The sequence below is a fragment of the Bradyrhizobium iriomotense genome, from assembly GCF_030160715.1.
GTDB lineage: Bacteria > Pseudomonadota > Alphaproteobacteria > Rhizobiales > Xanthobacteraceae > Bradyrhizobium > Bradyrhizobium iriomotense.
This window is the reverse complement of record NZ_BSOW01000005.1, coordinates 1-23,308: the sequence shown is the minus strand read 5'-3', so window position 1 is coordinate 23,308 and position 23,308 is coordinate 1. Positions and strand designations below refer to the sequence as shown.

At 64.5% G+C, this 23,308-nt stretch carries 23 protein-coding genes; 10 read left to right on the top strand and 13 right to left on the bottom strand.

Annotation, left to right across the window (positions count from 1 at the left end):
• Window positions 1-42: 42 nt before the first annotated feature.
• The 4 genes from QQL28_RS08720 to QQL28_RS08705 all read right to left on the bottom strand — a co-directional run bounded on the left by QQL28_RS08720 (window position 43) and on the right by QQL28_RS08705 (window position 4,843).
• Complete coding sequence (locus QQL28_RS08720) at window positions 43-1,371, bottom strand: MFS transporter (protein WP_284263696.1); 1,329 nt, start codon at window positions 1,369-1,371, stop codon at window positions 43-45.
• A gap of 120 nt (window positions 1,372-1,491) precedes the next feature.
• Window positions 1,492-2,340, bottom strand: coding sequence for a fumarylacetoacetate hydrolase family protein (locus QQL28_RS08715; protein WP_284263694.1), 849 nt, complete (start codon window positions 2,338-2,340; stop codon window positions 1,492-1,494).
• Window positions 2,337-3,944, bottom strand: a complete 1,608-nt coding sequence (locus QQL28_RS08710; protein WP_284263692.1) for a bifunctional 3-(3-hydroxy-phenyl)propionate/3-hydroxycinnamic acid hydroxylase — start codon at window positions 3,942-3,944, stop codon at window positions 2,337-2,339. Before QQL28_RS08710 ends, QQL28_RS08715 begins: the two co-directional genes overlap by 4 nt.
• On the bottom strand, window positions 3,941-4,843 hold the full coding sequence (locus QQL28_RS08705) for a VOC family protein (RefSeq protein ID WP_284263689.1): 903 nt from the start codon (window positions 4,841-4,843) through the stop codon (window positions 3,941-3,943). Before QQL28_RS08705 ends, QQL28_RS08710 begins: the two co-directional genes overlap by 4 nt.
• A 173-nt stretch (window positions 4,844-5,016) precedes the next feature.
• Here QQL28_RS08705 and QQL28_RS08700 point away from each other — a divergent pair, with 173 nt between their 5' ends.
• Window positions 5,017-5,715, top strand: coding sequence for a GntR family transcriptional regulator (locus QQL28_RS08700; protein WP_284263687.1), 699 nt, complete (start codon window positions 5,017-5,019; stop codon window positions 5,713-5,715).
• Between the two features lie 12 nt (window positions 5,716-5,727).
• On the opposite strand, the gene QQL28_RS08695 is transcribed toward QQL28_RS08700, so the two are convergent.
• Both QQL28_RS08695 and QQL28_RS08690 read right to left on the bottom strand, forming a co-directional pair.
• A complete protein-coding gene (locus tag QQL28_RS08695) occupies window positions 5,728-7,221 on the bottom strand; it encodes a flavin-containing monooxygenase (RefSeq protein ID WP_284264278.1) in 1,494 nt (497 codons plus the stop codon).
• A 124-nt stretch (window positions 7,222-7,345) separates the two neighbouring features.
• Complete coding sequence (locus QQL28_RS08690; protein WP_284263685.1) at window positions 7,346-7,795, bottom strand: cupin domain-containing protein; 450 nt, start codon at window positions 7,793-7,795, stop codon at window positions 7,346-7,348.
• Window positions 7,796-7,971: 176 nt separating this feature from the next.
• Here QQL28_RS08690 and QQL28_RS08685 point away from each other — a divergent pair, with 176 nt between their 5' ends.
• Window positions 7,972-8,997, top strand: coding sequence for an AraC family transcriptional regulator (locus tag QQL28_RS08685; RefSeq protein ID WP_284264276.1), 1,026 nt, complete (start codon window positions 7,972-7,974; stop codon window positions 8,995-8,997).
• 18 nt (window positions 8,998-9,015) lie between these two features.
• Here QQL28_RS08685 and QQL28_RS08680 read toward each other — a convergent pair whose 3' ends face one another.
• Window positions 9,016-9,396, bottom strand: coding sequence for a tautomerase family protein (locus QQL28_RS08680; protein ID WP_284264274.1), 381 nt, complete (start codon window positions 9,394-9,396; stop codon window positions 9,016-9,018).
• Between the two features lie 125 nt (window positions 9,397-9,521).
• Between QQL28_RS08680 and QQL28_RS08675 the strand changes: the two genes are divergently transcribed.
• Together QQL28_RS08675 and QQL28_RS08670 are read left to right on the top strand one after the other, a co-directional pair.
• Window positions 9,522-10,121, top strand: coding sequence for a TetR/AcrR family transcriptional regulator (locus QQL28_RS08675; RefSeq protein ID WP_348522483.1), 600 nt, complete (start codon window positions 9,522-9,524; stop codon window positions 10,119-10,121).
• 97 nt (window positions 10,122-10,218) lie between these two features.
• Window positions 10,219-11,730, top strand: coding sequence for a helicase HerA domain-containing protein (locus QQL28_RS08670; protein WP_284263682.1), 1,512 nt, complete (start codon window positions 10,219-10,221; stop codon window positions 11,728-11,730).
• A gap of 25 nt (window positions 11,731-11,755) precedes the next feature.
• On the opposite strand, the gene QQL28_RS08665 is transcribed toward QQL28_RS08670, so the two are convergent.
• The 3 genes from QQL28_RS08665 to QQL28_RS08655 all read right to left on the bottom strand — a co-directional run bounded on the left by QQL28_RS08665 (window position 11,756) and on the right by QQL28_RS08655 (window position 15,305).
• The gene (locus QQL28_RS08665; protein WP_284263680.1) at window positions 11,756-11,926 is read right to left on the bottom strand and encodes a hypothetical protein; all 171 of its coding nucleotides are present in this window, start codon (window positions 11,924-11,926) and stop codon (window positions 11,756-11,758) included.
• A gap of 3 nt (window positions 11,927-11,929) precedes the next feature.
• Complete coding sequence (locus QQL28_RS08660; protein WP_284263674.1) at window positions 11,930-13,810, bottom strand: ATP-binding protein; 1,881 nt, start codon at window positions 13,808-13,810, stop codon at window positions 11,930-11,932.
• A gap of 271 nt (window positions 13,811-14,081) precedes the next feature.
• Window positions 14,082-15,305 (bottom strand): polyhydroxyalkanoate depolymerase, encoded by a 1,224-nt coding sequence (locus QQL28_RS08655; protein WP_284263672.1) that lies wholly within the window; start codon window positions 15,303-15,305, stop codon window positions 14,082-14,084.
• 173 nt (window positions 15,306-15,478) lie between these two features.
• Between QQL28_RS08655 and QQL28_RS08650 the strand changes: the two genes are divergently transcribed.
• Window positions 15,479-16,135: a glutathione S-transferase family protein gene (locus QQL28_RS08650; RefSeq protein ID WP_284263670.1), complete on the top strand. Its 657-nt coding sequence runs from the start codon at window positions 15,479-15,481 to the stop codon at window positions 16,133-16,135.
• Between the two features lie 242 nt (window positions 16,136-16,377).
• On the opposite strand, the gene QQL28_RS08645 is transcribed toward QQL28_RS08650, so the two are convergent.
• Entirely contained in the window at window positions 16,378-16,602 is a 225-nt protein-coding gene (locus tag QQL28_RS08645) for a hypothetical protein (protein WP_284263668.1), read from the bottom strand.
• 238 nt (window positions 16,603-16,840) lie between these two features.
• On the opposite strand from QQL28_RS08645, the gene QQL28_RS08640 reads away from it, so the two are divergent.
• Window positions 16,841-17,149: a hypothetical protein gene (locus QQL28_RS08640; RefSeq protein ID WP_431309587.1), complete on the top strand. Its 309-nt coding sequence runs from the start codon at window positions 16,841-16,843 to the stop codon at window positions 17,147-17,149.
• A gap of 95 nt (window positions 17,150-17,244) precedes the next feature.
• Here the strand turns inward: QQL28_RS08640 and QQL28_RS08635 are convergent, their stop codons facing one another.
• Window positions 17,245-18,348 (bottom strand): mandelate racemase/muconate lactonizing enzyme family protein, encoded by a 1,104-nt coding sequence (locus tag QQL28_RS08635; protein WP_284263663.1) that lies wholly within the window; start codon window positions 18,346-18,348, stop codon window positions 17,245-17,247.
• A gap of 216 nt (window positions 18,349-18,564) precedes the next feature.
• Here QQL28_RS08635 and QQL28_RS08630 point away from each other — a divergent pair, with 216 nt between their 5' ends.
• The 4 genes from QQL28_RS08630 to QQL28_RS08615 all read left to right on the top strand — a co-directional run bounded on the left by QQL28_RS08630 (window position 18,565) and on the right by QQL28_RS08615 (window position 22,947).
• The gene (locus QQL28_RS08630; protein WP_284263660.1) at window positions 18,565-19,398 is read left to right on the top strand and encodes an AraC family transcriptional regulator; all 834 of its coding nucleotides are present in this window, start codon (window positions 18,565-18,567) and stop codon (window positions 19,396-19,398) included.
• 220 nt (window positions 19,399-19,618) lie between these two features.
• Window positions 19,619-20,545, top strand: coding sequence for an SMP-30/gluconolactonase/LRE family protein (locus QQL28_RS08625; RefSeq protein ID WP_284263658.1), 927 nt, complete (start codon window positions 19,619-19,621; stop codon window positions 20,543-20,545).
• A 145-nt stretch (window positions 20,546-20,690) separates the two neighbouring features.
• Entirely contained in the window at window positions 20,691-21,284 is a 594-nt protein-coding gene (locus tag QQL28_RS08620; protein WP_284263656.1) for a GNAT family N-acetyltransferase, read from the top strand.
• Window positions 21,285-21,300: 16 nt separating this feature from the next.
• A complete protein-coding gene (locus tag QQL28_RS08615; protein ID WP_284263654.1) occupies window positions 21,301-22,947 on the top strand; it encodes a GMC family oxidoreductase in 1,647 nt (548 codons plus the stop codon).
• 110 nt (window positions 22,948-23,057) lie between these two features.
• Here QQL28_RS08615 and QQL28_RS08610 read toward each other — a convergent pair.
• Window positions 23,058-23,308 (bottom strand): hypothetical protein (locus QQL28_RS08610; RefSeq protein WP_284263651.1); only part of this gene is annotated, 251 nt, incomplete at its 5' end.

Here is a 23,308-nt window from a genome sequence, read left to right as displayed (position 1 = left end):
ACGGTTCATCCTAATCTCATCGCGCTTTAGGGTGTTTGCATCTTACAGGGCGCGTTTTGAACTCTCCGGCGCGAGGAGGATGCCGATGAAGGCGCAAGCCGCGATCGCTTCGAAATAGAGGATGACGGGCGTGAAGCTGCCGCCGGCTCCTCCCATCAGCGCGGTGCCGACCAGCGGCGCAATGCCGCCGCCGAGGATGATGCCGAGCTGCTTGCCGAGCGAGGAGCCGCTGACACGGACCTCGGTCGGAAACAGCTCGGCCGTGAAGGCAGCTTCAGGCGCGAACATCAGGGCGTGGATGATCCCGATGGAGACGACGAGGCCCATGATGAGCAGCGTCGGATCCTTGGTCGCGACCAGCTGGAAGTAGATCGGGTACCATGCCGCGGCGAGCAGGATGCCGAGCGCCATGAACGGACGCCGGCCGAACCGGTCCGAAAAGCTCGCGATCAGCGGCACCATGCACATCTCCAGCACGTTGGCGACCATGGTGCCGAAGGTGACGTTCGACTGCGCCATGCCGAGCGTCTTCACGGCATAGCCGAGCACGAACACCGTGCTCATGTACTGGAACGTGCTGTGCACCATGTTGGCGAGGCAGCCGAACAGCACCGATTTTTTCCACGAGCGAAGCACGTCGAGCAGCGGCGCCTTCGGCCGCGCGGCCGTCGCCTCGACCGCCTTGAACAGCGTGGACTCGTCGACCTGGAGGCGGATGTAAGTGCCGAGCACCACCAGCACGAGGCTCAGCACGAAGGGCACGCGCCAGACCCATTGCGCAAAGTCCTGCGGGGTCGAGACGACGCCGAGCAGCGCGATGAAGCCGGACGCCAGGATCACGCCGATCGGGCCGGAGGCGTTGACAAAGGATGCGAAGAAGCCGCGTCTTGCCGAGGGCGCATTCTCCAGCGTCAGCGACACAGCGTTCATGTATTCACCGCCGAAGGCAAAGCCCTGCACGAAGCGCAAGGCGACGAGCGCGATGGGCGCAAGCAGTCCGATCGCGTCATAGCTCGGCAGGCAGCCGATCAGAAAGCTTGCGACGCCCATCAGCACGAAGGTGATCGTCAGCATCGCCTTGCGACCGAGCCGGTCGCCGTAATGGCCGAACACCATGCCGCCGAGCGGGCGGGCGACGAAGCCGACCGCGAAGGTCGCGTAGACCGCCAGCATGCTCGCGGTGGAATCCATCTTGGGGAAGAAGAAGCGGTCGAACACCACGGGTGCGGTGAAGGCGTAGATGAAGAAGTCGTAGTGCTCGATCACCGAACCGAGCGAGGACGCCACGACAAGCTTGCGGTACGCGGGCGTGATCGGCGCGGCATCGGTCCGTCCGGTTGCCGCGACGATGACATCTGCACTGTTGCTCATGACGTTCCCCCTCGTTTGTCTCGTTTTGTGTGTATTGACGTCAGGAGCGTGCCGGCGCGCGAGCGAAGCCGCCTGGGCCTCGCCGCGGCCTTTGCCGGCAGCTCCTGGTGAGCGGATTGCTCACCGCGCCTCGTCGACGATCGGATTGCGCAGCACGGCGAGCCGCTCGACCTCGACCTCGACGACGTCGCCCGGCTTCATCCAGAGCGGCGGCTCGCGCCGCGCGCCGACGCCGCCCGGCGTGCCGCTGACGATGACGTCGCCGGGCTCGAGCCGCGTGAAGGTCGAGCAATATTCGATCTGGCGCGGGATATCGAAGATCATCTGCTTGATCTGCGCTTCCTGCACGACCTGCCCATTGAGGCGGGTGGTGAGCTTCAGCTCGGCGAGCTCGCCGAGTTCGTCCGGCGTCATCATCCACGGGCCGAAAGCGCCGGTGTCCGGAAAATTCTTACCCGGCGTGAACTGGTGGGTGTGGCGCTGGAAGTCGCGGACGCTGCCGTCATTGTAGCAGGCATAGCCAGCGACATGGCCCATCGCTTCGCTACGGGAGATATAACGCCCGGCCTTGCCGATGATGACCGCAAGCTCGCCTTCGAAGTCGAGGTCGGTCGAGACGCGCGGCCGGATGATCGGCTTGAGATGCCCGGTCTGGCTGTTGGCGTAGCGCGAGAAGATCGTGGGGTGCTCGACCTCGGAGCGACCGGTTTCCTTGCGGTGCGTCTCATAGTTCAGGCCGACGCAGAGGATCTTGTCCGGGTTCGGAACGACCGGCAGCCAGATGAGCTTCGCAAGTGGCGTGGACGCCGCCTTCGACTTGGCATCCGCAACGCCGGCGAGGGTAGCCGCGATCGCCGCCCGGAGATCGGCATAGCGTGACGCGAGTACGGTCCCGACATCGAAAAAGTCGTCACCTTCGACGAGGCCCCAGGTGGTCCGTCCGTCGATCGCAACGGTTGCGAGTTTCATGCTGTCTTCTCCATTCTCAAATCCGGATTGTGATTGCCGTGCAGGCGTGAGCTGATGTCGTGCAAGAGGTCGTCGAGCTCGTACGCGTTGCGCGCGGTGCCGAACACGTAGTGATCGGGCCGCACGATCGCGGCGACGACGCCGTGACGATCGTACCAGCCGGCGAGCACGCCGTCGGCCTCTTCGAGCGCGCCCGGTTTGCCGGTGCCGGCCGGCGCGATGGCCGTCGCGGGCAGGTCGGGATATGCGGCGCAGAGTGCGGCGAACGAGGATGAGTCGCTGCGGCGGCCGTCGATGAACACGCGCAAGCCGGGACCAGTGACCTTATCGAGCAGACGAAAAGCGCCCTCGCTTATGATCCGCGGTTGCGGAAACAGGCTGCCGCGTGCCGCGCCGTCCTGCTCCGATAGAAAGCCTGCGCGCAGCGGCGGGATGATCTCCTGCCGCGTCAGCGCGAGCGGCTTGCCGCCGCCTTCTGCCAGAATCTGCGCGTCACGGCGGCGCGCGGCGGCCGGATCGCGTTCGCAGATCGACTGGCCGATCGCCTTGATCTTCCCGGTCAGCTCGATGACGTGCTGCTTGCGCTCCGCCGTGTAGCTGTCGAGCAGTGCGTCGGGCGAAGTGCCCCTGAGCACGCGATCGAGCTTCCAGACGATGTTGGTCGCATCGCGCAGGCCTTGGCACATGCCCTGGCCGATGAAGGGCGGCTGCTGATGCGCGGCGTCGCCGGCGATGAGGACGCGCCCGTTGCGCCAGTTGGCGGCGACGAGTGCGTGGAAGCGATAGGACGCCGCGCGCCACAATTCGCCGTCGCCAGGTGTGAGCCACGGCGAGAGCAACGCCCACACGTTCTCGGGCTGCTCCATCTGCCGCGGGTCCTCGCCCGGTAGCAGCATGATCTCCCAACGGCGATGGGTCTTGGGGCCGATCAGGAAGCTCACGGGCCGCGCCGGATTGCAGAACTGCGCGGAGTTCTGCGGCAGCTTTGCAAGAGCGTCTTGATTAACGCGCACGTCGACCACGAGCCAGGGCTCGTCGAAGATCAGGTCTTCGAGTGCAATATCGGCGAGCTGCCGCACCGTGCTCGAGGCGCCATCGCAGCCGAGGACATAGCGCGCGGTCACCGTTCGCAACCGTCCGTCCGCGTCTTTCAGCTTGGCCTCGACGCGGTCGGGTTGCTGCACGAGATCGACCAGCGCGACGCCGAGCTCGGCGCTGACAGCAGCAAAGCTCAAAGCGTGACGGCGGAGCTCCGCCTCGACCGGCGGCTGGCTGAACACCATGCTCGGCGTGTAGCCGAGCGGGTAGGGCTTTGCGACCATGTCGATGCGCCGGATCAACTGGCCATCGGCGCCAAAGTGCTCGGACGCGGTGAAGGGCTCGACGTAAGGGGCGATCGCCTCCGCAACGCCCATGTTGTCGAAGTGGCGAAAGATCTCGTGATCGAGCGCGATCGCGCGCGGCTTGTCGTAGATGCCGGTGAGGCGGTCGATGACGAGCGTGCGATGGCCGAGCCGGCCGAGCAGGGCGCTTGCAACAGCACCGGTCGGCCCGAACCCGACGACGAGCACGTCGTAGTCGGTGGCGGCTGAAGACATCGTCATGCGCGCTTGCTCGCGTCAAACAGCACAGAGAGCTGCGCCGTCTTGCAGGCCTCGCTTTTCGGTGGCGCGATGCCCCATTGATCCGTGCGCCCCGGCGGCCAGACCCACTCGGCCGGTCCCTTCGCGCGATAGCTATCGTCGACCTGCAGGACTTCGGCGGTGTATTCGACGACGATCCCGGTCGGATCGACGAAATAAGCGAACACGTTGTCGCCGGGGCCGTGCCGGCCGACGCCCCAGCCGATCGGAAAGCCATGATCGACCATGCGGCCGGAGCCGCGCATCACCGACTCCAGGTCCGGCATGAGGAAGGCGACGTGGTTGAGACCGTTGACCTTTGCTTCCGCAAGGACGACGGCGTGGTGATCGCTGTTGCAGCACAGGAACGCCATCAGCTTCGAGCGGTCCGTCAGGCGAAAGCCGAGAACCTGCTGATAGAAGCTCGAGAGCTTTTCGATATCGGCGCTGTTGATGTTGACATGCGCGAGGCGCTCGGGCCGGTCAGCGATGACGCGCGCCGTCTTCGTGCGATCGCCGTGGACGAACTCGATGCAGCAGCCTTGTGGCTCGCGGATCACGAAATGCTCGCCGCTCGACGGCGCCTGCGACGGGCTAGGCGGCGTGATGATCTCGCAAGCAGACTCGCGCGCGCGGGCGAACAGGCGATCGAGGTCCTCGCGCGCGCGAACGCGAAAGCTGATCTTGCGCAGCGCAGCGCGTTCGCCTTGCGTGAGCTCGAGAACGTGGAAGTCCGCACCGGTGGCGGTGAGATAGATCGTGCCCGCGGCTTCCGCGGCGACATCGAGCCCCCAGACCTTCTGGTAGAAGTCGGCCGAGGCACTCAAGCGCGGCGTCGTGATCTCGACGCTGCGCAAGGCCGCCACCGGAAAATCGGACATCGGGCTTCCTCGTAAAGACAGGGGCGCCCCGAAGCAGTCGCGGATCGCCATTGAACCTGTTGTTGTTGGTCACCGGTAATCTATATAAAATGGCACGTAAAGCAAAAATTTATAAATTATTAGCCTGGCCTAGGCTGATGTACAAAAAATCCAGATGATTCAGTGGGACTCACATGAGCTCTGACCTGTCGAGCCAGAAGATGGAGCAGCCGGCGACGCTGGCGACGAGCATCTACGCCCGCCTCAAGGCCGACATCCTGACCACGCGCCTCGCGCCCGGGCGCAAGCTCCAGTCGCGCTTCCTGATGGAGCACTACAATGTCGGGCAGACCCCGCTCCGCGAGGCGCTCAACCGGCTGACCACGGAGGAGTTCGTCGTCGGCATGGAGCAGCGCGGATTCTACGTGAAGCCGGTCAGCAAGGACGAGCTCCAGGAGCTGACCAAGACGCGCCGCTGGGTCGAGGGCCTGGCACTTCGCGAGTCCATGCAGAACGCGACCCAGGCCTGGGAGGAATCCCTCTTGGTCACGCATCACCGGCTCGACCGCACGCCGCGCTCGCTCGATCCCGAGAAGTTCGAGGACAATCCGGACTGGGAAAAGGCGCACCGCGCCTTCCACGCGACGTTGATCGGACTGTGCGGCTCGCGCCCGCTGCTCGGCTTCTGCGAGCAGCTCGCCGACCGGCTCTATCGCTACCGCATGATGTCGATCGCGAAGGCCTATCCGGCCCGCAAGATCGGCACCGAGCACGCGCAGATCCTCCAGGCGGTGCTCGACCGGAAAACCGATGACGCCGTCGCGCTGCTCCAGCAGCACTATCAGCGCACGGCCGATGTCATCTATTCCGATCTCGAGACGGTGCTGGATTGATCGCGGCGCGGCTCACGCCGCCGCGCGATAATCCGACGCCGACGCCAGAAATCTCGCATAAGCGTCCGCATCGGGCGGCAGGAAGCGCTCTGCAAGCCCGTTCCGCTTCTGCTCCTTCGCGCCGATGTCGGCTATCAGCTCGTCGAAATGCCGATAGTGGTAGGGCGCTACGCACAGGCCGCCGTAAACGCCGGCCGCCGGTCGCTCGACGCGCTTGAAATGCAGCATCATCTCGATGTTGTCGCGCATCGCTTGCGCTGTCGGCTGGTTCGCGAGCTGCCCGTCGGCGTAGCGCACCAGCCAGTTGGCGGCGAGGTCGGCGCAGAGCACGGTGCAGAACGATGAGTTGAAGCCGACAAAACCCATGTCGGGCAGGTCGGGGTTGGCGATCAGGCGATAGAGCCGGTACTGGCCGTCGGCGTCCACCAGCTTTGCCTGATAGGCCGAGGGGAGGAACGGTACGCCGAGCTTGTAGCCGATCGCGAGCACGGCGACGTCGGCCTGAACGCGCTCGCCGCCGCTCATCACGATGGTGTTGCCCTCGTAGCGGTCGAAGCTGCCGAACACGGCCTTGATGCGGCCGTCCGCGACCATCGGGTAAAAGCCCGGCGTTGCGATCGGCACCGAGCAGTTGACGCCGTCCTCGATGCGCTCCTTCGGCACCATCTTGCATTGCTTCAGCTTGAGCTGAGCCTTGAGCAGGCTCTCCAGCCCGCGCCAGTTCGCCCAAACCAGTGGCGCCGTGACGCGATGTGCGAAGCGCGCCAGCGCGCTCGCGCCCCAGCCCGGAAACATCTGCTCCTGGGCGCGGATGTAGAGGATGCGCTTGAAGTTCACGAGCCCGCCGATGAAATAGGGGATGCGCCACACCGCTTCCCGAAACACGATCGTCACCTCGCGCGCGCCGGCTTTCACTGCGTTCACCGCGATGTCGGTCGCCGATTTCGAGCCGCCGAGCACCACGACGCGGCGGCCTTTGGCGATCGAAGGGTCGTTGTATTTGGAAGAATGCAGGATCTGCCCGCCCTGCGCCTTGAACGTCTCTTCACCGGGACAGCTCAGCTCGCGCGGCTCGTTGAACTGACCGGTGCAGACCGCGACGAAATCGAAATCCTCCTTCGTCGTCGCGCCGGCCTTGTCCGATAGCGCGAGCGTCCAGCCCGGCTTGCCGTCGGCGCGCCGCTCCATACCTTCGACCTTGGTGTTGAGGCGCAGCATACGGTTGAGACCGAAGCTTTTGGCGTAGTCGTTGAGATAGGCGTGGACCTGTGGTCCCGTTGGCCATTCCGGATAAGCCTCCGGCATGGCGCGGTCGGTGTAGCGATAGAGATCCTTCGGACTTTGCGTCTGCACCTCCGGATAGGAGCGTGCCGGCTCCCAGACGCCGCCGAGATCGGCGCTGCGCTCGATGATGGTGACCTTGTGACCGCGGGTGGAGAAGGCTTTTGCGGCGGCGAGGCCGGAGACGCCGGCGCCGATCACACAGACATGCTTGGGGCTGATCATCTTGGGGCTGACCATGGGTTTGCTCGCAATTGATGATGTTTCGGGCGCAGCAAGTCCCGTTCGGCCGCGAAGCGCGGCCGCTGGGCTTGCGACGGGACTGAAGAGAACGAGGAGGCGGTGTCGCCTAGTCGTTGGCCTCGGGCGGCAAAAAGTCCACCTCGTGCTGCGCCGAGATGCGCACCACCTCGGCGGGGTCGGCCAGGTTGTGCAGCATGTTGAATAGCGCTTCCAGCTTCTGCATCGGCGAGACCCAGAACATCGCGCGCGCCGGCTTGTCGGACTTGTTGAAATAGCCGTGCGGGATGCCGCGCGGCATGCGTACGAGGTCGCCCGCCTTCGCTTTCGTCCACACCCCGTCGAGCTTGAGGTCGAGTACGCCTTCCTGCACCAGGATGAACTCGTCCTGGGTGGGGTGGATGTGTACCGGCACGAACTGGCCGGGCTCGCTGTTGGTCTCGAACGCGAACGTGGAGTCGCAGATGGCCTTGGGGAAATAGAGCTGCCCTAAGATGTTCCAGCTCTTGCCGCCAAAACCCGTGCCGCTTGCAGTTATGCCTTTTTCGAGTGCAGTCATGGCTCCCTCCATCAAAAAGACCGGCGGGAAGCAGCATCCGCCCAGGGCGAGGGGGCTGTCTATCCGCTAAACGAATCTGCTGCCGTGCAGCACGACGTTTTTGCGACGCGGCTCTTTTCCGGGCCGTGGAACTATTATAGGCTTAAAGCAATTCCTGACGCCAAGCGTGGTCGATGATGTCCGCAGCCGAGCTGGAAATGGCCGCCTCTCGCTCCGGAGCCGAAAGGCTCGCGGCGTTTGCCCGCGTTGCGACCACTGAGGTCGACGAGGCGGCCGACCAGATCGGACGCATCTTCTGCCCGCATCAATTGCAGCCGCTTCAGGCAAGGGCGCCCGGCTTTTACGCCCGGCACAATTGCGCGGCCTTTGACGGCTTTTCCATCAACTACGTCGCCTATGGCGGCTCGGTCACGATCGATCCCGGGTGCCTCGAGCGCTTCTTCCTGGTGCAGATTCCGCTTCACGGATCGTCGCGGATCCGCGCCGGCGCGCGCGATCTCGAGACGGCCCCTGCATCGACCGCCTCGCTGCTGTCGCCGACGGTGCCGACCCGGATGGTGTGGGAGGATTGCGCACAGCTCATCCTGTTGCTCGATCGCCGCCTGGTCGAGCAGCGTGCCGCCGCGCTGTCGGGGCGTGCTGCCGGCACGGTGGAGTTCGATCCGGCAATCGATTTCAATACCGAGACAGCGCGCAGCCTCTGGGCCAGGCTCGACGAGCTGATGACGCTCGCCGAGCGCCTGGGGCCGGCCGGCAGGCTTTCGGCCATCGCCATCGCAGATTGGCGCGAGACGCTGCTCGACCTTCTCCTCAACGGCCAGCAGCACGACTTGTCCGACGCCATCCGCACCTTCTCGGGGCAGGCCGAACGGCTGCCGAGTGCGCTCCGCGCCGCGCGCGACTGCCTCGCGGCCAACGCGACCGAGCCGCTCGACCTCGCGGAGCTCGCATGTGCCTCCGGTATCGGCATCCGCGCGCTTCAGCTCGGCTTCCGCCGGCATTTTGGTTTGTCGATCTCGGAGATGCTGCTCGACATGCGCCTTGCCGCGCTCCACGCACGTCTGTCGCAGGGCGCGCCGGACTGCTCGATCACCGACATCGCCTTCGATCTCGGCTTCACGCATTTGAGCCGCATGGCAGGGGCCTATCGTGAAAAATTCGGCGAGACGCCCTCGGCGACGCTCAGGCGCCGGCTGAGCTGACGCGGGCACCGCGCCAAATCACGCGAATTGCGCGAGGCCGTGGCCAACGGACCAATTTTCTTTCGCCGCTTCGAGCACGTTGATGAACACGTTCTCCGCAGCAATGCCGGGGCTGTCGCCGAGCAACTCGACGGTCCGCTTGAACAGCGCCTTCTTCTGCTCCGACGTGCGTGTATTGAACACGGTGATCTGGATGTAGACGACGTCCTCGCTCCTTGCGATGCCGAAGCAGGACGCACCGTAGCGGAAGTTCGCCGGCTCATGCTCCGTGATGGTCATGAACTGGTCGTCCTCGGGCACGCCGAGCGCTTCGCGCATCGCGCGGTAGAGGCTATCAAAGATCGCCTGCCGGTAGGCGTCCGGCTTTCCCTTGCGCAGCGAGATGTGAACGAGCGGCATGGCGTGATCCTGCTTGACGGAATCGGCGATCGATCCCATTAGGGTTTTTGACGCGGTGTCCAGAATTAGGGTCATGTTTTTGACATCGTGTCAAATACCTTCTGCCCAAAGGTAGGGATGAGCACATGAGGCCCCGCGAGTTCGATCACGACGACGTGCTGCGCGTCGCGTTTGAGCAGTTTTGGCGCCGAGGGGTGCGTGGAACGTCGCTCTCGGACATCGCGCGCGAGGCGGGTGTCCAGCGCGGCAGCCTCTACAACGCCTTTGGCAGCAAGGAAGCGCTGTTTCTTGCAGCCTATGAGCGCTATGCGGGCGACTACCTCTCTTCCGTTCAGAAAGTGCTCGGCTCGGGACCTCTGCGAAAGCGCCTGACTGCGTTTTTCGATTTGACGATCAAGAACTTCCGGTCCGGCTCGCCGCCCCGGGGATGTCCGACCACACGGGGCTTGATGGAGCTGGCATCGGACGACGGGGAGGGGTTGGACGAGGATGCGCGGCGGGCGTTTGCGGATCTGGTGTCCCGCATCACCGGTCTCGTTCAGGACGCCTTGTCGGAGGGCGCCCAACGCGGTGAATTCAACGGCGCCCCCGAGGTCGCGGCACTACACATCGTCACCGTGACGCGCGGATTGGCCGTGCTCGAACGCGCCTTCGGCGACGAGCCCCAGCTCCGGAAGATTGCCGCGCACACGGTCGATCTCGTGCTCAACGAAAAACGTCGCTAGCATGTTAGTTCCTTTGAACACTTTGCGGTCGGCGCTCGACGGGCCTCGCTCGGGTTGATAAGCCCCTCCTCCGCGAAGGAAGGGCTTGAGTCGGGACATGACGGTTGCGATCGAGATGGGGCAGACGACGGCAGGCGCCCCGGCGACCCTGGACCTCGAGGAACTGCTGGCGACTCGCCTTCTCGTGCAGGGCAATTCCGGCTCCGGCAAGTCCCATCTCTTGCGCCGGCTCCTGGAGCAGAGCGCGCCCTGGGTGCAGCAGGCGATTCTCGATCCCGAAGGCGACTTCGTCACGCTGGCGGAGCAATTCGGCCACCTCGTGATCGAGGCCGAGGATCACACCGAGCGGGGCCTCCAGGTCGCCGGCGAGCGCGCACGCATCCATCGCGTTTCCACCGTGCTCAATCTCGAGGGGCTCGACGCAGAGAATCAGATGCGCCGTGCGGCCGCCTTCCTCGGCGGGCTGTTCGAGATCGAGCGCGACCACTGGTACCCGATGCTTGTGGTGGTGGACGAGGCGCAGCTCTTCGCGCCGGCGGTTGCAGGCGAGGTTTCGGATGAGGCGCGAAAGCTCTCGCTCGGCGCCATGACCAACCTGATGTGCCGCGGCCGCAAGCGCGGGCTGGCCGGGGTGATCGCAACCCAGCGGCTGGCAAAGCTCGCCAAGAATGTCGCGGCCGAAGCATCCAATTTCCTGATGGGCCGGACCTTCCTCGACATCGACATGGCGCGTGCCGCCGATCTGCTCGGCATGGAGCGACGACAGGCCGACGCATTCCGCGATTTGGAGCGCGGACAGTTCATGGCGCTCGGCCCGGCGCTCTCCCGCCGTCCCCTCGGCTTGCGCATCGGTGCGACCGAGACGAAGCCCCGCAATGCGACCCCACGGCTCCTGCCGCTGCCGGAAGCGACGTTGGAGGACGCGCGCGCCATCATCCTCGCCGCCCCGCCGCCCGAGGCGAACCGGCCACAGCGCCGGCCGGCGCCTGACCTGCTCGGCCAACTCATGGCGGCAAAGTCGGCGGCGCCGGAGATCCGCCCTGAAACGGTGGAGCAGCAGCCGAGCGCCGAGGAGCTGGCGGAGCGGCGCGAGCGCCTGGACCGCATCCTGCGCGCCATTCTGGCCGAGCCCGATGCCGGCTTCCGCGCGATCGGCGTGCTCTATCAGGAGTTCGTGGTCCGCTGCCGCATCGAAGGGCTTGGTTCAGCCGCGCCGGACCTCGGCGAATTCCGCCGCATGCTGACGCGCGCCCGCGCCGGCCTTGCGACCGATATGGCGGAGGATGACGCGTGGCAGGATGTGTCGCTCCGCGCCTCCATCCTGCCGGAGGATATGCAGGGCGTCTTCATGATGATCGCCCGCGCCGCCAAGGAGGGTTGGCCGTGCCCGGGCGATGCCGCGATTGCCCGTGCTTATGGCTCGCACTCGCTGCGTCGGGCGCAGCGCCTTCTCACCTATATCGAGGAGCAGGGCCTGATCGTCTGCCAGCTCGACGGCACAGGGCGGAGAATCGTCACGCTCGTCGAGCTCGCCTGGGCGACGGCGCCCGGCGATCCGAACGCCGACGAGCTGCCCGCCGAGCAGGATTGCAGCAGCGCGTCGCTGTGATTGCGATGATCAGGGCGGCTTGCTGCTAAGGCTTGCCCGTATCCGACGTCCATTGCGTGTGGCAGCCGCGGCGGCCGTTGCCTTCGCAGACGAAATGGCAGGCCTCATCCATCGCGCAGTCGAGATAGAACCACACGAAATACGAGGTGATCACGATGAAGGCGATCCACAGCGTGGCCTTGGTCTGTCGATCCATAGCTCAGTCCCGCTTGCGCCCTCGCGGCGGATAATCTTCGGACGGCTGCTTGCGCAGGAAGCGATCGCGCTCCGCCTCGACGGAATAGGGCGTGGGGATCGGATCGCCGACGGAATCGACGGCCGTGTCGAGGCAGCGGCGCAGCATGCGCGCCAGTTCTGTCTTGCGGTAGGGTTTTGTCAGAAGCGGCGCGCCTTGCCCCGCGCGTCCCTGCGCGTAGAGCGAGTCATAGGCGTAGCCTGAGGTGAAGAGGACGCGCAGCGACGGCCGCGAGGCCACCATCTGTTCGGCGAGCTGCCGTCCGTTGATGCCGCCGGCCAGCACGATGTCGGTGAACAGTAGGTCGAATTGCGCACCCTCCGCTGCGATCGCGAGCGCCTCGGCAGCATTGGCGGCGGCGATGACCTTGTAGCCCAGATTCTCGAGCTGGACCGTGACGTAGTTGCGGACGTCGCGGTCGTCCTCGACGCAGAGGATGGTCTCGTGACCGCCCGGCACCTTGCGAGCGTCCTCGCCCGCCGTGCGCCGCGCGCGCGTGTCGGCCTTGGGGAGGTAGATTTTGAACGTCGTGCCGTAGCCTTCCTCGGAAACGACCTTGATGCTGCCGCCGGACTGCTTGGCGAAGCCGAACACCATGCTGAGCCCGAGCCCCGTTCCCTTGCCGACCTCCTTGGTCGAGAAGAACGGATCGAAGATCCGGTCGAGGATGGACTGCGGAATGCCGGTGCCGGTGTCGGTGACCTTGATCTCGACATAGTCGCCGACATAGCCGACGCCGACCGTTGCGGCTTCGCGCACGCCGAGCACGACGTTGCGCGTTCTCAGCGTGAGCTTGCCGCCCGCAGGCATCGCGTCGCGGGCATTGATCGCGAGGTTGAGCAGCGCAGAGGAGAGCTGTCCGCGGTCGACCAGCGCCGGCCAGACCTCGCGATCGAGCCTTGTCGTGATCTCGATCTGCTTGTCGAACGTCGCTCGCACGAGTCGGGTGGCTTCTTCGACCAGCTCGTTGACGTCGATCTCGGTCGGTTGCAGAGCCTGCTTCCTCGCAAACGATAGCAGGCTCGAGGTCAGCGCCGCGCCGCGGTCGGCCGCCTCGCTGATCAGCTTGGTGATGGTTGAAAGGTGCGGGCTGTCCTTCACGGCATCGGCGAGGATCTCGATCGTCCCCGTGATGACGGTGAGCATGTTGTTGAACTCGTGCGCGATGCCTCCGGTGAGCTGGCCGACCGCCTCCATCTTCTGGGCCTGGATGAGCTGCTCCTCGGCGACGCGCTTCGCCGTGACGTCCCTTGCAAAAGTATTGACGATGGTGCGATCGCCGAGACGCAAGCCGGTGCTCGACGCCTCGATCAGGATCTCGTCGCCGCTCTTGTGGACCATGATCGCTTCGAAGCGCATGCCGATCGGGGTTTCCGACAATTCGCTCAGGCGACGCTTCATGCGCTGCCGGAAGGCGGCGCGGAGCGGCCCCGGAACCACCAGCTCGACGACGTCGGCGCCGACCGCCTCGGTTCGCGTCCATCCGGACAGCGCCTCGGCCTGCGGGCTCCAGGCGACGACGATGCCATCTTGATCGGTCTGCACGAAAGCGTCGAGCGCGGTCCGGATCACCGCCTGCGTTTGCCGTGCGCTGTCCGCAAGCGACCGTCGTGTCTCCGCTTGATCCGCATCCTGCGCCGCAGTGCGCTTGGTCTGCGACTTCTCAATTGCGCGTGTGCAGGTATGCGCGAGCAGCAGGGCGATGACGCCGCTGGCCAGGAAGGCCAGGAGTTGAGCGATGCCGAACGCGTGCAGGCCGGTCGCGGCATAGGACGCAAGAAGAGCAATCGCGGTCAACATGGCCTGCGCGGCCATCGCGAGCGTCAGAAGCCCCCTGAGTTTCATGGTCTCATACTACCAACGACTTCTGCCGCAGAACGGACGGACGCCGGCCGCTCTCCTGAAGTGCTCGCGGGCCAAATTGGGCGACAGAGTCCGCTTCCGGCCGACGCCGGTCAAATTTTGAGAATGCCAAGCGGCGGAGTTTCCCCAGAAAGGACGATGCCAAGTGGGATTGTAGCCCAGATGCAGGACAGCGAAATCCGGGGATTACGCGCCACGAGGCTGCAGTCCCCGGATTGCGCTTCGCTCCATCGGGGCTAACGGCGCAGGCGATTCACGAATTGACGTGCACGAAATCCCGCAGGAGCGGATAGATCTCGTTATTCCAGCGCTTGCCCGAGAATACGCCGTAATGGCCGACGCCGGCCTGCATGTGATGGACGCGGCGATAGGCGCGCACGCCGGTGCAGAGATCTTGCGCCGCGAGCGTCTGGCCGATCGAGCAGATGTCGTCCTTCTCGCCCTCGACCGTCATCAGGCCCATGCGGCTGACCGCCTTCGGGTTCACCGGGCGCCCGCGATAGGTCATCTTGCCGAGCGGCAGGAGATGCTCCTGGAAGACGTCGCGCACGGTCTCGATGTAGAACTCTGCGGGCAGGTCCATCACCGCGAAATATTCGTCGTAGAAGGTCTTGATGGTCGCCGCCTTCTCCTTCTCGCCCTTGGCGATGTGATTGGCGAGGTCGAGATGCTGCTTGATGTGGCGCTCGAGGTTCATCGACACGAAGGCCGTGAGCTGCACGAAGCCAGGATAGACCTTGCGGAATGCGCCGCGGCATTGCACCGGCACGTAGTTGATCAGATTGCGCTCGAACCAGGTGATCGGCTTGCTCTTGGCGAACTCGTTCACCTTGGTCGGTTGCACGCGCGTGTCGATCGGGCCGGCCATCAGCGTCAGCGTCGCTGGTCGCGCCGGATGATTGTCCTCGCACATGATCGCGGCGGCCGCGAGGGCGGAAACCGAGGGCTGGCAGATCGCGACCATATGCGGGCGCGGCCCGAGTTGAGCGAGGAAGTCGATGAGGTGCTCGGTGTAGTCGTCGAGGCCGAAGCGGCCTTCGCTGCGCGGGATGTCGCGCGGATTGTGCCAGTCGGTGATGTAGACGTCGTGGTCCTGGAGCAGCGTCTTCACGGTGCCGCGCAGCAGCGTGGCGAAATGGCCGGACATCGGCGCGACCAGCAGCATGCGTGGCTGCTCGGGCCCATCGTCCTTCTTGAAATGCAGCAGCGAACCGAACGGCGTGGCATAGGCGATCTCCTCGCGGACACCGACCTCGCGATTTCCCACCATCACGCTGTCGATGCCATAGGCCGGGCGATCATAGGTGATGGTGGAGCGCGAGATCAGCTCCAGCGCAGCCGACAGCCGGCCGACGAGGGCGTGCGACATCCCCTGGGGCACCAGATTGAGATATTTAAGGGCAGACGAAGCCCCCGCCCGCCATGGCTCCGTCAGATCCATCTGGTTCTGAAAGGCCTGATAATACATCGACATCATTACTGAAACGCCCACCCTGACCCAAGCCACCATGCAATATCGACGCCAGATTCGAGTCAATTCGCCCTGAAAACTGGCATGTCGCTTGCTGTGGAATACGGGGAAGCACAAACTGTAGGCATCGCGCATACCGGGGCGACGTCGTCAGGAATTCAGGCGTGAGGAAAGGCCATATGGCGAAAGCGACACTGACCATCAGCAGCAAGAACTACTCGTCCTGGTCGCTGCGTGGCTGGCTTTTGACGAAGTTCTCAGGGCTCGATTTCGAGGAGATCGTCACCGCGCCCGATGACCCGTCCGCGCGCGCCGAGATCCTCTTGCTGTCCTCCTCGATCCTGGTGCCGTGCCTGCGGCACGAAGGCGCGACCGTCTGGGATACGCTGGCGATCGCCGAATATCTCAACGAGGTGATGCCGCAGGCGGGGCTGCTACCGGCCGACCGCATCCAGCGCGCCCATTGTCGCTCGATCTGCGGCGAAATCCATTCCGGCTTCACCACGCTGCGCGCCTCGCTGCCCGTGAACCTCAAGGGTCATTTTCCCGGCTTCAAGATCTGGTCGCGCGCGCAGGCCGACATCGATCGCGTCTGGGCGATCTGGCGCGACTGCCTGGAAAAGTCCGGCGGTCCGTTCCTGTTCGGCGAGAAGCGCACCATGGCAGATGCGATGTACGCGCCCGTCGTGACGCGCTTCGTGACCTATGACGTGAAGCTCGAGCCGCGGCTCAAGGCCTATGCCGATACCATCATGGGCATGGACGAGATGGCCGAATGGATCGCGGCCGCCAAGGCGGAGCCGGCGGAGATCGAGGAGCTCGAGGTCGAATATTAGGCAGTCTTTCGGGGGGCTGCCCGTTTGCAGGGCGCGATTAACCTTTGTCGCCTGCCGCGGTGCTCTGACCGCGCGCGTCATTTCTTGATCTGGTACGTCGATGCTGAGCCGCATCGACATCTAGCGGTGAACAGGCCGACAACGGAGCCCGGCGGCTGATTCGGACGCGATTCGTTCGGTCCGCGTTCCGAACCTTAAAGAACGGCCGGGCCCCGTCGCATTTTGAGACAGGTCTCCTGTCTTTACACGACGCCCGCCTGCTTCACGCGGGGCAGGCGCCAGCCGATCACCGTCGCCTCTACGGCGATGCCGGCCTCATGATTCTGCCAGCGCCCGCCGACATAGCGGCAGGCAAAGGGCAGGGTGTAGGTCCCACTATGGTCTTCGCAAAGCACTTCGACCGGCATGCCAGGCGGTGGTTCTCCCTCGCCATTGAATTCGGCCAGACGTCTTTCGCGCGTCGCCATTCGCAATGATCTCCCCTCAAAAAAGGATGCGGGTCGAGCCGCCCCACTCTCCGCATCCGTCGTTAGTCCTCCACCCGGAGGAACCGCTCAAGCTCAACGCGAGAATGCGGTGCCAGTATGGTATCGTCGTGGGAGCGCGCGCCGTCTGCGCAATTTGCCGTGATCGACGTTTCCATGAGGAACCTGCATGCCCGGCCGGAATGCTTCGCTATGTGTCGCGATTTTGCTGTTCGTGACGATGTCAACGGGACGCGTCCGCGCGCAGGATGTTCCCGGCATCGAGATCTGCACGGTCGAGAAGACCTGGGAACGGCGGACGAGCTGCCTGCAAAGCAATGTCGACTTCCTCCAGAAGACGATGACCAAGCTCACCCTCGATCATCAGCAGAAGATCGACGCCGCCAATCGCCAGATCGAAGCGTTGAAAGCGACGGTGGCGGGTTTGCAGAAGACGCTCGGCGATCTCCAGTCTGCGCAGACGAAGACGGCGGAGGATCTGAAGAAGAAGCAGGACGCGCCGGCGGCGAAGGACGCAAAGGACAAGTAGATTGGGTTAGCCGTAGGCGTAACCCACCATTTTGCCGCCGCGACAGAAGTGGTGGGTTACGCTCCGCTAACCCTCCCTACAAAACTGAAGGTCTCTCACGCCACGCGATGCTGCTCCATGACGTCGCGATCCGGCTCGTATCCGAGCCCTGGTCCTTGCGGCACCGTGATATTGCCGTCGCTGTCGGTGTCGGCGGCCCCGCGCCAGAGGCACGCCGCCCGTTTCAGGTAGAACATCTCGACCAAGCCGTCGCTGCGCACCGACATCAGATGCAGCGTCGCCAGCAAGCCGGGTCCGAAATACGGTGAATGCGGAACGATCCTGACGCCGAGCTCGTCGGCGACCGCTGCAACCGCTGTGAATTCGGTGATGCCGCCGACCTTGATCACCGAGGGCTGGGCGTGGCTGACCGCGCCGGCCGCCATCATCTGGCGGAATTGATGGAGCGTGCAAGCGTTCTCACCGGCGGCGATGTCGAGCCCGCCCTGGCGGCGGACGTCGGCCAGAGTTGCAAAATCCTCCGGCGGCCAGACCGGCTCTTCCAGGAACGTCGGGCGAGCCTCCCGGCATTCTCTTGCAAATGCGATGGCCTGCTCACCGCTCAACGGACAGTTCATGTCGACCATCAGCGGGGTGTCGCCGCCGATCGCCTTGCGTGCCGCATACACGGCAGCTGTCGTGGTTTCGTGCAGCTTGATTGCGCCATAGCCGAGGCGCAATGCCTTGTCGCATTCGGCGGCGATGTTGTCGGGCGTGCCGATGCGCAGCAGGCTCGCATAGGCTGGAAGCCTCGTGCGCCTGGCCTCACCGAGCAGCCGGTGCAGCGGCACGCCCTCGGCTTTTGCCGCAAGGTCCCACAAGGCGATATCCAGCCCGGAGATCGCAAACATCGTGATGCCGTAGCGGCCGAACAGGTGCAGATGGCGCTGGATCTGCTCCATGACGGCGGGAATGCCGGCGGCATCGGGAACGTCGAGGCCGCGCGCCTGGGGCGCGATCATCTCCTCGACCGCGGTCAAGGTCGTGCGTGGACAGACATAGGCGAAGGCGTCGCCCCAGCCCGTCAGGCCACCGTCGGTCGCAACTTCGACCAGCACCATGTCGAGGCCGGTGATTGCGGAGGCGCCTTGCCGAAAGCTCGCGACACCGGCGTCGTAGGGAATCCGGATATGATGGGCCCGCACATCGGTAATCTTCATGGTGCTTCCTCCGCTGCCTCTGGTGGGCAGCTTTTTTGAGACGTCGTCGGGGTGCACAGTCTATCTGCGAATGTCGCCATGTTGCCAGCATCGGTTGCGGCGCTATGCTTTCCGGTCGAAGGATCGGTTCCATGATGGCGCGACAGCAACGCCGATCAAGCGCGGTGCGGCGGCGAGGCGCACCGTCGCCGCGCTTCGAATGAGGGCCCTTAGTTCATGAACCCAGCCCACCGCGCACTCTGGTTCATCGAAAGCCATCTCGCCGAGCCGCTCACGCTCGACGAGATTGCCGAGATCGGCGGCGTGTCGCGCTTCCACATGGTGCGCGCGTTTGCGGCGGCAACCGGCTTTCCGGTGATGCGCTACGTGCGCGCGCGGCGGCTCACGGAGGCCGCTCGTAGCCTCGCGCGCGGCGCGCCGGACATTTTGTCGCTGGCGCTGGAAGCGGACTACGGCTCCCACGAAGCCTTCACCCGCGCGTTCCGCGACCATTTCGGCGTGACACCTGAGGCGGTCAGGGCGGCGACGTGCGTCAAACACCTCAAGCTTCAGGAGCCGATCCTCATGGACTCCACCATGCTCGACAATCTCGCACCGCCCCGTTTCGAAACCGCCAAGGCCTTCCTCGTCGCCGGCCTCGGTGAGCGTATCTCCTGCGACAACGGTGCCGCCATCCCAGGCCTCTGGCATCGCTTCCACCAGGACGTCGCCGATATTCCCACGCGCGTTGGTCAGGTTGCCTATGGCGTTTGCTGCAACGGCGACGATGCCGGCAATTTCGACTATATCGCCGGCGTCGAGGTCGCCGATTTCTCCGACCTGCCGCGCCGCTTTGGCCGCATCCGCATCCCCGAGCAGCGCTATGCGGTGTTCACCCACACAGACCACGTCGCCTCGATCCGTCGTACCGTCAACACGATCTGGAATCAGTGGCTGCCGGCGTCTCACCTGAAGGCCGCCGACGCGCCGAACTTCGAGCGCTATGACGAAAAGTTCGATCCCAAGACCGGCAATGGCGGCTTCGAGATCTGGGTGCCGGTGAAGGAGTAGAGCATGATCCGGAAAAGTGTGTAGCGGTTTTCCGAAAAGATCATGCTCAAACAACAACCTAAAGCGCGATGACCAATCTCATCGCGCTTTAAAGCGCAACGCTGGCATTCCCGGCCGCTTGCTTGGCAAGCGGGAGCGACTTTGCCATAACCGCAGGCAAATCTTGCGTGCGGGGCCGACATCTCCCGTGCAAGCCAAAACAAGCCACCGGGAGGCCAAAATGTCCGATGTCCGCGTTCTCGCCACCGACCTCGAATTTCCGGAAGGGCCGGTGGTGATGCCGGACGGCTCGGTCGTACTGGTGGAGATCCGCGGGGCAAGGCTCACACGCGTTTATCCCGACGGACGGAAAGAGATCGTTGCAAAAATTCCCGGCGGGCCGAACGGTGCGGCGCTCGGCCCCGACGGCAAGATGTACGTCTGCAACAATGGCGGCTTCTCCTGGATCCCGGCGGGCAAGATGATCATGCCGGGCCCGCAGCCCGATGATTATCTCGGCGGCTCGATCCAGCGCGTGGATTTGCAGTCGGGCAAAGTCGAGACGGTGGTGACGAAGTGCGGTGAACATGCTCTGCGCGGTCCCAACGATCTCGTCTTCGACCGGCATGGCGGCCTGTGGTTCTCCGACCTCGGAAAGCGTCGTGCGCGCGAGATGGATGTCGGCGGGATGTACTATCTCAAGCCCGGCATGAGCGAGATCGTCGAGGTCGTGCACGGCGTGCTGCCGGCGAATGGCATCGGGCTGTCGCCGGACGAAAACACCGTCTACATCGCGGAGACGCCGACCGCGCGGCTGTGGGCCTATGAGCTCGCAGCGCCCGGCAGCCTGAAGCCGCGCGAAGTAATCTATCGCGGCGAGCGCGGCAAGCCGATCGCAGGGCTCGGCGGCTATCAGATGTTCGACTCGCTTGCGGTCGAGGCAAACGGCAATGTCTGTGTCGCAACGCTCGTCTCAGGCTGCATCTCGGTGATCGCGCCGGATGGCAGGCTGGTCGAGCAGGTCCCGACCGGCGACCGCGTTACCACCAACATCGCCTTCGGTGGCCCCGAGCTCAAGACCGCCTATATCACGCTGTCGGGCAAGGGCGAACTGATCGCCATGGACTGGCCGCGCGGCGGTTTGCCGTTGAATTTTTTGAATAAGTGAGACAAGCCGTCATTGCGAGCGAAGCGAAGCAATCCAGAAATCCATCCGCGGAGACAGTCTGGATTGCTTCGTCGCGGAGCCTGTCATCCGGCCCGCCAAAGGCGGGACCGGGTGGCTCCTCGCAATGACGAAGGAGAGACCATCAATGCCCTGGCCTGATCCCATTACCCTCCGCGGCGAGCATGCGCGGCTCGAGCCGCTGTCGCAGCAGCATCGCGACGCCCTGGTGGAGGCCGTGAAAGACGGAGAGCTCTACAAGCTCTGGTACACCGCGATCCCCCAGCCCGAGAACATGGCGAAGGAGATCGACCGCCGCCTTGGCTTGCAGGCCGCGGGCTCCATGCTGCCGTTCACGGTGTTCGACGCTGATGGCAAGATCGTCGGCCAGACCACCTATATGAACATCGATGCAACCAACCGCCGCGTCGAGATCGGCTCGACCTGGTACGCCAGGAGCGCGCAGCGCGGGCGGCTCAACACGCAGTGCAAGCTGCTGCTGCTGACCCATGCCTTCGAGCAGCTCAACTGCATCGCCGTGGAATTCCGCACGCATTTCTTCAATCATCAGAGCCGGCGCGCCATCGAGCGGTTAGGGGCCAGGCAGGACGGCATCTTGCGCAGCCACCAGGTGGCGCCGAACGGCACGCTGCGCGACACCGTGGTCTACAGCATCACCGCCGCCGAATGGCCGACAGTGAAGACGCATCTCCAATATCAACTCAACGACAAGCCGCGCTGACGCGGTTCGAGGCAAGATGGACAGATTCGACTATGTGATCGTCGGTGCCGGCTCGGCCGGTTGCGTGCTCGCCAACCGCCTGAGCGAGGATCAGAGCACGACCGTGTGCGTGCTCGAGGCAGGTCCGAGCGACTGGCATCCCTACATCCATCTTCCGGCGGGCTTCATCAAGACCTTCCACATGAAGAGCATCAACTGGGCCTACCAGCAGGAGCCGGGGCCCTGGACCGGCGGGCGCAGCATCTACGCGCCGCGCGGCAAGACGCTCGGCGGCTCGTCCTCGATCAACGGTCACATCTACAACCGCGGCCAGAACCTCGATTTCGACACCTGGGCGCAGATGGGCAATCGCGGTTGGAGCTATGCCGACGTGCTGCCTTACTTCAAGCGGCTGGAGAAGCGGGTCGGCGAGGGCGACGACACCTATCGCGGCCGTGACGGCAATCTCACTGTCACCACCATGGAATGGCGCGATCCGCTCTGCGAGGCCTTCATGGAAGGCGCAGTGTCGCTCGGCATTCCCCGCAACCCCGACTACAACGGCAAGACGCAGGAGGGCGTGTCCTACTGCCAGCGCACCATCGACAACGGCCTGCGCGTCTCCGGCTCGACCGCGTTCCTCAAGCCTGCGATGAAGCGGTCCAACGTGCATGTGCATACCCATGCGCACGCGACCGAGGTCGTCTTCGAGGGCAAGCGCGCGGTCGGCGTGCGCTACTTGAAGGGCGGCCGCGGCGGTCATGCCGCGGAAGTGCGCGCCAACAAGGAAGTGATCCTCGCCGGCGGCACCTATAATTCGCCGCAACTCCTCCAGCTCTCCGGCGTCGGCTCACCCGATCTGTTGCAGTCGCACGGCATTGCGGTGCGCCACGCGCTCCCGGTCGGCGATGGCTTGCAGGACCATTACGCGCCACGCACTGTGGCCCGGGTAAAGGACATCAAGACCATCAACGAACTCCGCCGCGGCTGGCGTCTCTGGGTCGAGGCGCTGAAATGGGCGACCGCGCGCCGCGGTCTGCTGTCGCTGTCGCCGACCATGGTCTATTGCTTCTGGTATTCCGGCGAGAGCCCCGATCGCTCGGACCTCCAGCTCACCTTTACGCCGGCGAGCTACAAGGAAGGCGTGCAGGGCCAGCTCGAGGACGAGCCCGGCATGACCGTCGCCTCCTGGCAGCAGCGCCCGGAAAGCCGCGGCTATGTCCGCATCCGCTCATCCGATCCTTTCGCGCCGCCGATCATCCAGACCAACTATCTCGACGCCGAGCTCGATCGCCGCGTCATCGTCGGCGGCATGAAGCTCGCGCGACGGCTTTTGAAGTCGTCGCCGCTGTCGCCCTACTACGCTTACGAGGATTTCCCCGGCCCCAACGTCAACACCGACGACGAATTCCTGCACGCCGCCACCGAGCGCGGCACCACCACCTTCCACCCCGGCTGCACCTGCCGCATGGGCCCGGCGGAGAGCACTTGGGCGGTGGTCGACGACCAGCTCCGCGTCCACGGCCTCCAGGGCCTGCGCGTTGTCGACGCCTCCGTGATGCCGCGCATGATCTCGGCGAACCTCAATGCGTCGACCATGATGATCGCCGACCGTGCCTCGGATCTGATCCGCGGCAAGCAGCCGATGGAGGCGGCGAACGTGCCGGAAAGCGCGGTGGCGTGAGGAGCGCTTCGTAGAGTGGGTTAGCGAAGCACCCACCTCTTTGCTTCCCACTTGCGAGAGAAGTGGTGGGTTACGCTGACGCTAACCCACCCTTGTATTAGCGCGATCGCTTATGATGGTGCCGTTCCGTGAGGAATGGCCCAGCCCGGGTGACGGCCCGAGCTGGGTCGCCGTTCGATCGGATCGGTACCCACCGAAGCCTTGAGGGCTGTCAGGCGTAGCAAGATCGCGATCGGCACTTCATCGGGACCCGAATGGTTGAACGAACTCAAGGTTCGCATCACAAGGGAGGGATCGACGAAGATGGCGAAGCGTACCACGATCTGTGTCGGGATCGATACCGGCAAAAGGAAGCTCGATG

What these genes read in the sequence shown, in the direction of transcription:
- QQL28_RS08670 (WP_284263682.1), top strand. Translation starts at nt 10,219, where the DNA reads ATGACGGTTGCGATCGAGATGGGGCAGACGACGGCAGGCGCCCCGGCG.
- QQL28_RS08650 (WP_284263670.1), top strand. Translation starts at nt 15,479, where the DNA reads ATGGCGAAAGCGACACTGACCATCAGCAGCAAGAACTACTCGTCCTGG.
- QQL28_RS08705 (WP_284263689.1), bottom strand. Translation starts at nt 4,843, where the DNA reads ATGTCCGATTTTCCGGTGGCGGCCTTGCGCAGCGTCGAGATCACGACG.
- QQL28_RS08625 (WP_284263658.1), top strand. Translation starts at nt 19,619, where the DNA reads ATGTCCGATGTCCGCGTTCTCGCCACCGACCTCGAATTTCCGGAAGGG.
- QQL28_RS08620 (WP_284263656.1), top strand. Translation starts at nt 20,691, where the DNA reads ATGCCCTGGCCTGATCCCATTACCCTCCGCGGCGAGCATGCGCGGCTC.
- QQL28_RS08675 (WP_348522483.1), top strand. Translation starts at nt 9,522, where the DNA reads ATGAGGCCCCGCGAGTTCGATCACGACGACGTGCTGCGCGTCGCGTTT.
- QQL28_RS08695 (WP_284264278.1), bottom strand. Translation starts at nt 7,221, where the DNA reads ATGATCAGCCCCAAGCATGTCTGTGTGATCGGCGCCGGCGTCTCCGGC.
- QQL28_RS08685 (WP_284264276.1), top strand. Translation starts at nt 7,972, where the DNA reads ATGTCCGCAGCCGAGCTGGAAATGGCCGCCTCTCGCTCCGGAGCCGAA.
- QQL28_RS08710 (WP_284263692.1), bottom strand. Translation starts at nt 3,944, where the DNA reads ATGACGATGTCTTCAGCCGCCACCGACTACGACGTGCTCGTCGTCGGG.
- QQL28_RS08630 (WP_284263660.1), top strand. Translation starts at nt 18,565, where the DNA reads ATGAACCCAGCCCACCGCGCACTCTGGTTCATCGAAAGCCATCTCGCC.
- QQL28_RS08645 (WP_284263668.1), bottom strand. Translation starts at nt 16,602, where the DNA reads ATGGCGACGCGCGAAAGACGTCTGGCCGAATTCAATGGCGAGGGAGAA.
- QQL28_RS08680 (WP_284264274.1), bottom strand. Translation starts at nt 9,396, where the DNA reads ATGCCGCTCGTTCACATCTCGCTGCGCAAGGGAAAGCCGGACGCCTAC.
- QQL28_RS08715 (WP_284263694.1), bottom strand. Translation starts at nt 2,340, where the DNA reads ATGAAACTCGCAACCGTTGCGATCGACGGACGGACCACCTGGGGCCTC.
- QQL28_RS08720 (WP_284263696.1), bottom strand. Translation starts at nt 1,371, where the DNA reads ATGAGCAACAGTGCAGATGTCATCGTCGCGGCAACCGGACGGACCGAT.
- QQL28_RS08660 (WP_284263674.1), bottom strand. Translation starts at nt 13,810, where the DNA reads ATGAAACTCAGGGGGCTTCTGACGCTCGCGATGGCCGCGCAGGCCATG.
- QQL28_RS08690 (WP_284263685.1), bottom strand. Translation starts at nt 7,795, where the DNA reads ATGACTGCACTCGAAAAAGGCATAACTGCAAGCGGCACGGGTTTTGGC.
- QQL28_RS08615 (WP_284263654.1), top strand. Translation starts at nt 21,301, where the DNA reads ATGGACAGATTCGACTATGTGATCGTCGGTGCCGGCTCGGCCGGTTGC.
- QQL28_RS08640 (WP_431309587.1), top strand. Translation starts at nt 16,841, where the DNA reads ATGTCAACGGGACGCGTCCGCGCGCAGGATGTTCCCGGCATCGAGATC.
- QQL28_RS08665 (WP_284263680.1), bottom strand. Translation starts at nt 11,926, where the DNA reads ATGGATCGACAGACCAAGGCCACGCTGTGGATCGCCTTCATCGTGATC.
- QQL28_RS08700 (WP_284263687.1), top strand. Translation starts at nt 5,017, where the DNA reads ATGAGCTCTGACCTGTCGAGCCAGAAGATGGAGCAGCCGGCGACGCTG.
- QQL28_RS08635 (WP_284263663.1), bottom strand. Translation starts at nt 18,348, where the DNA reads ATGAAGATTACCGATGTGCGGGCCCATCATATCCGGATTCCCTACGAC.
- QQL28_RS08655 (WP_284263672.1), bottom strand. Translation starts at nt 15,305, where the DNA reads ATGATGTCGATGTATTATCAGGCCTTTCAGAACCAGATGGATCTGACG.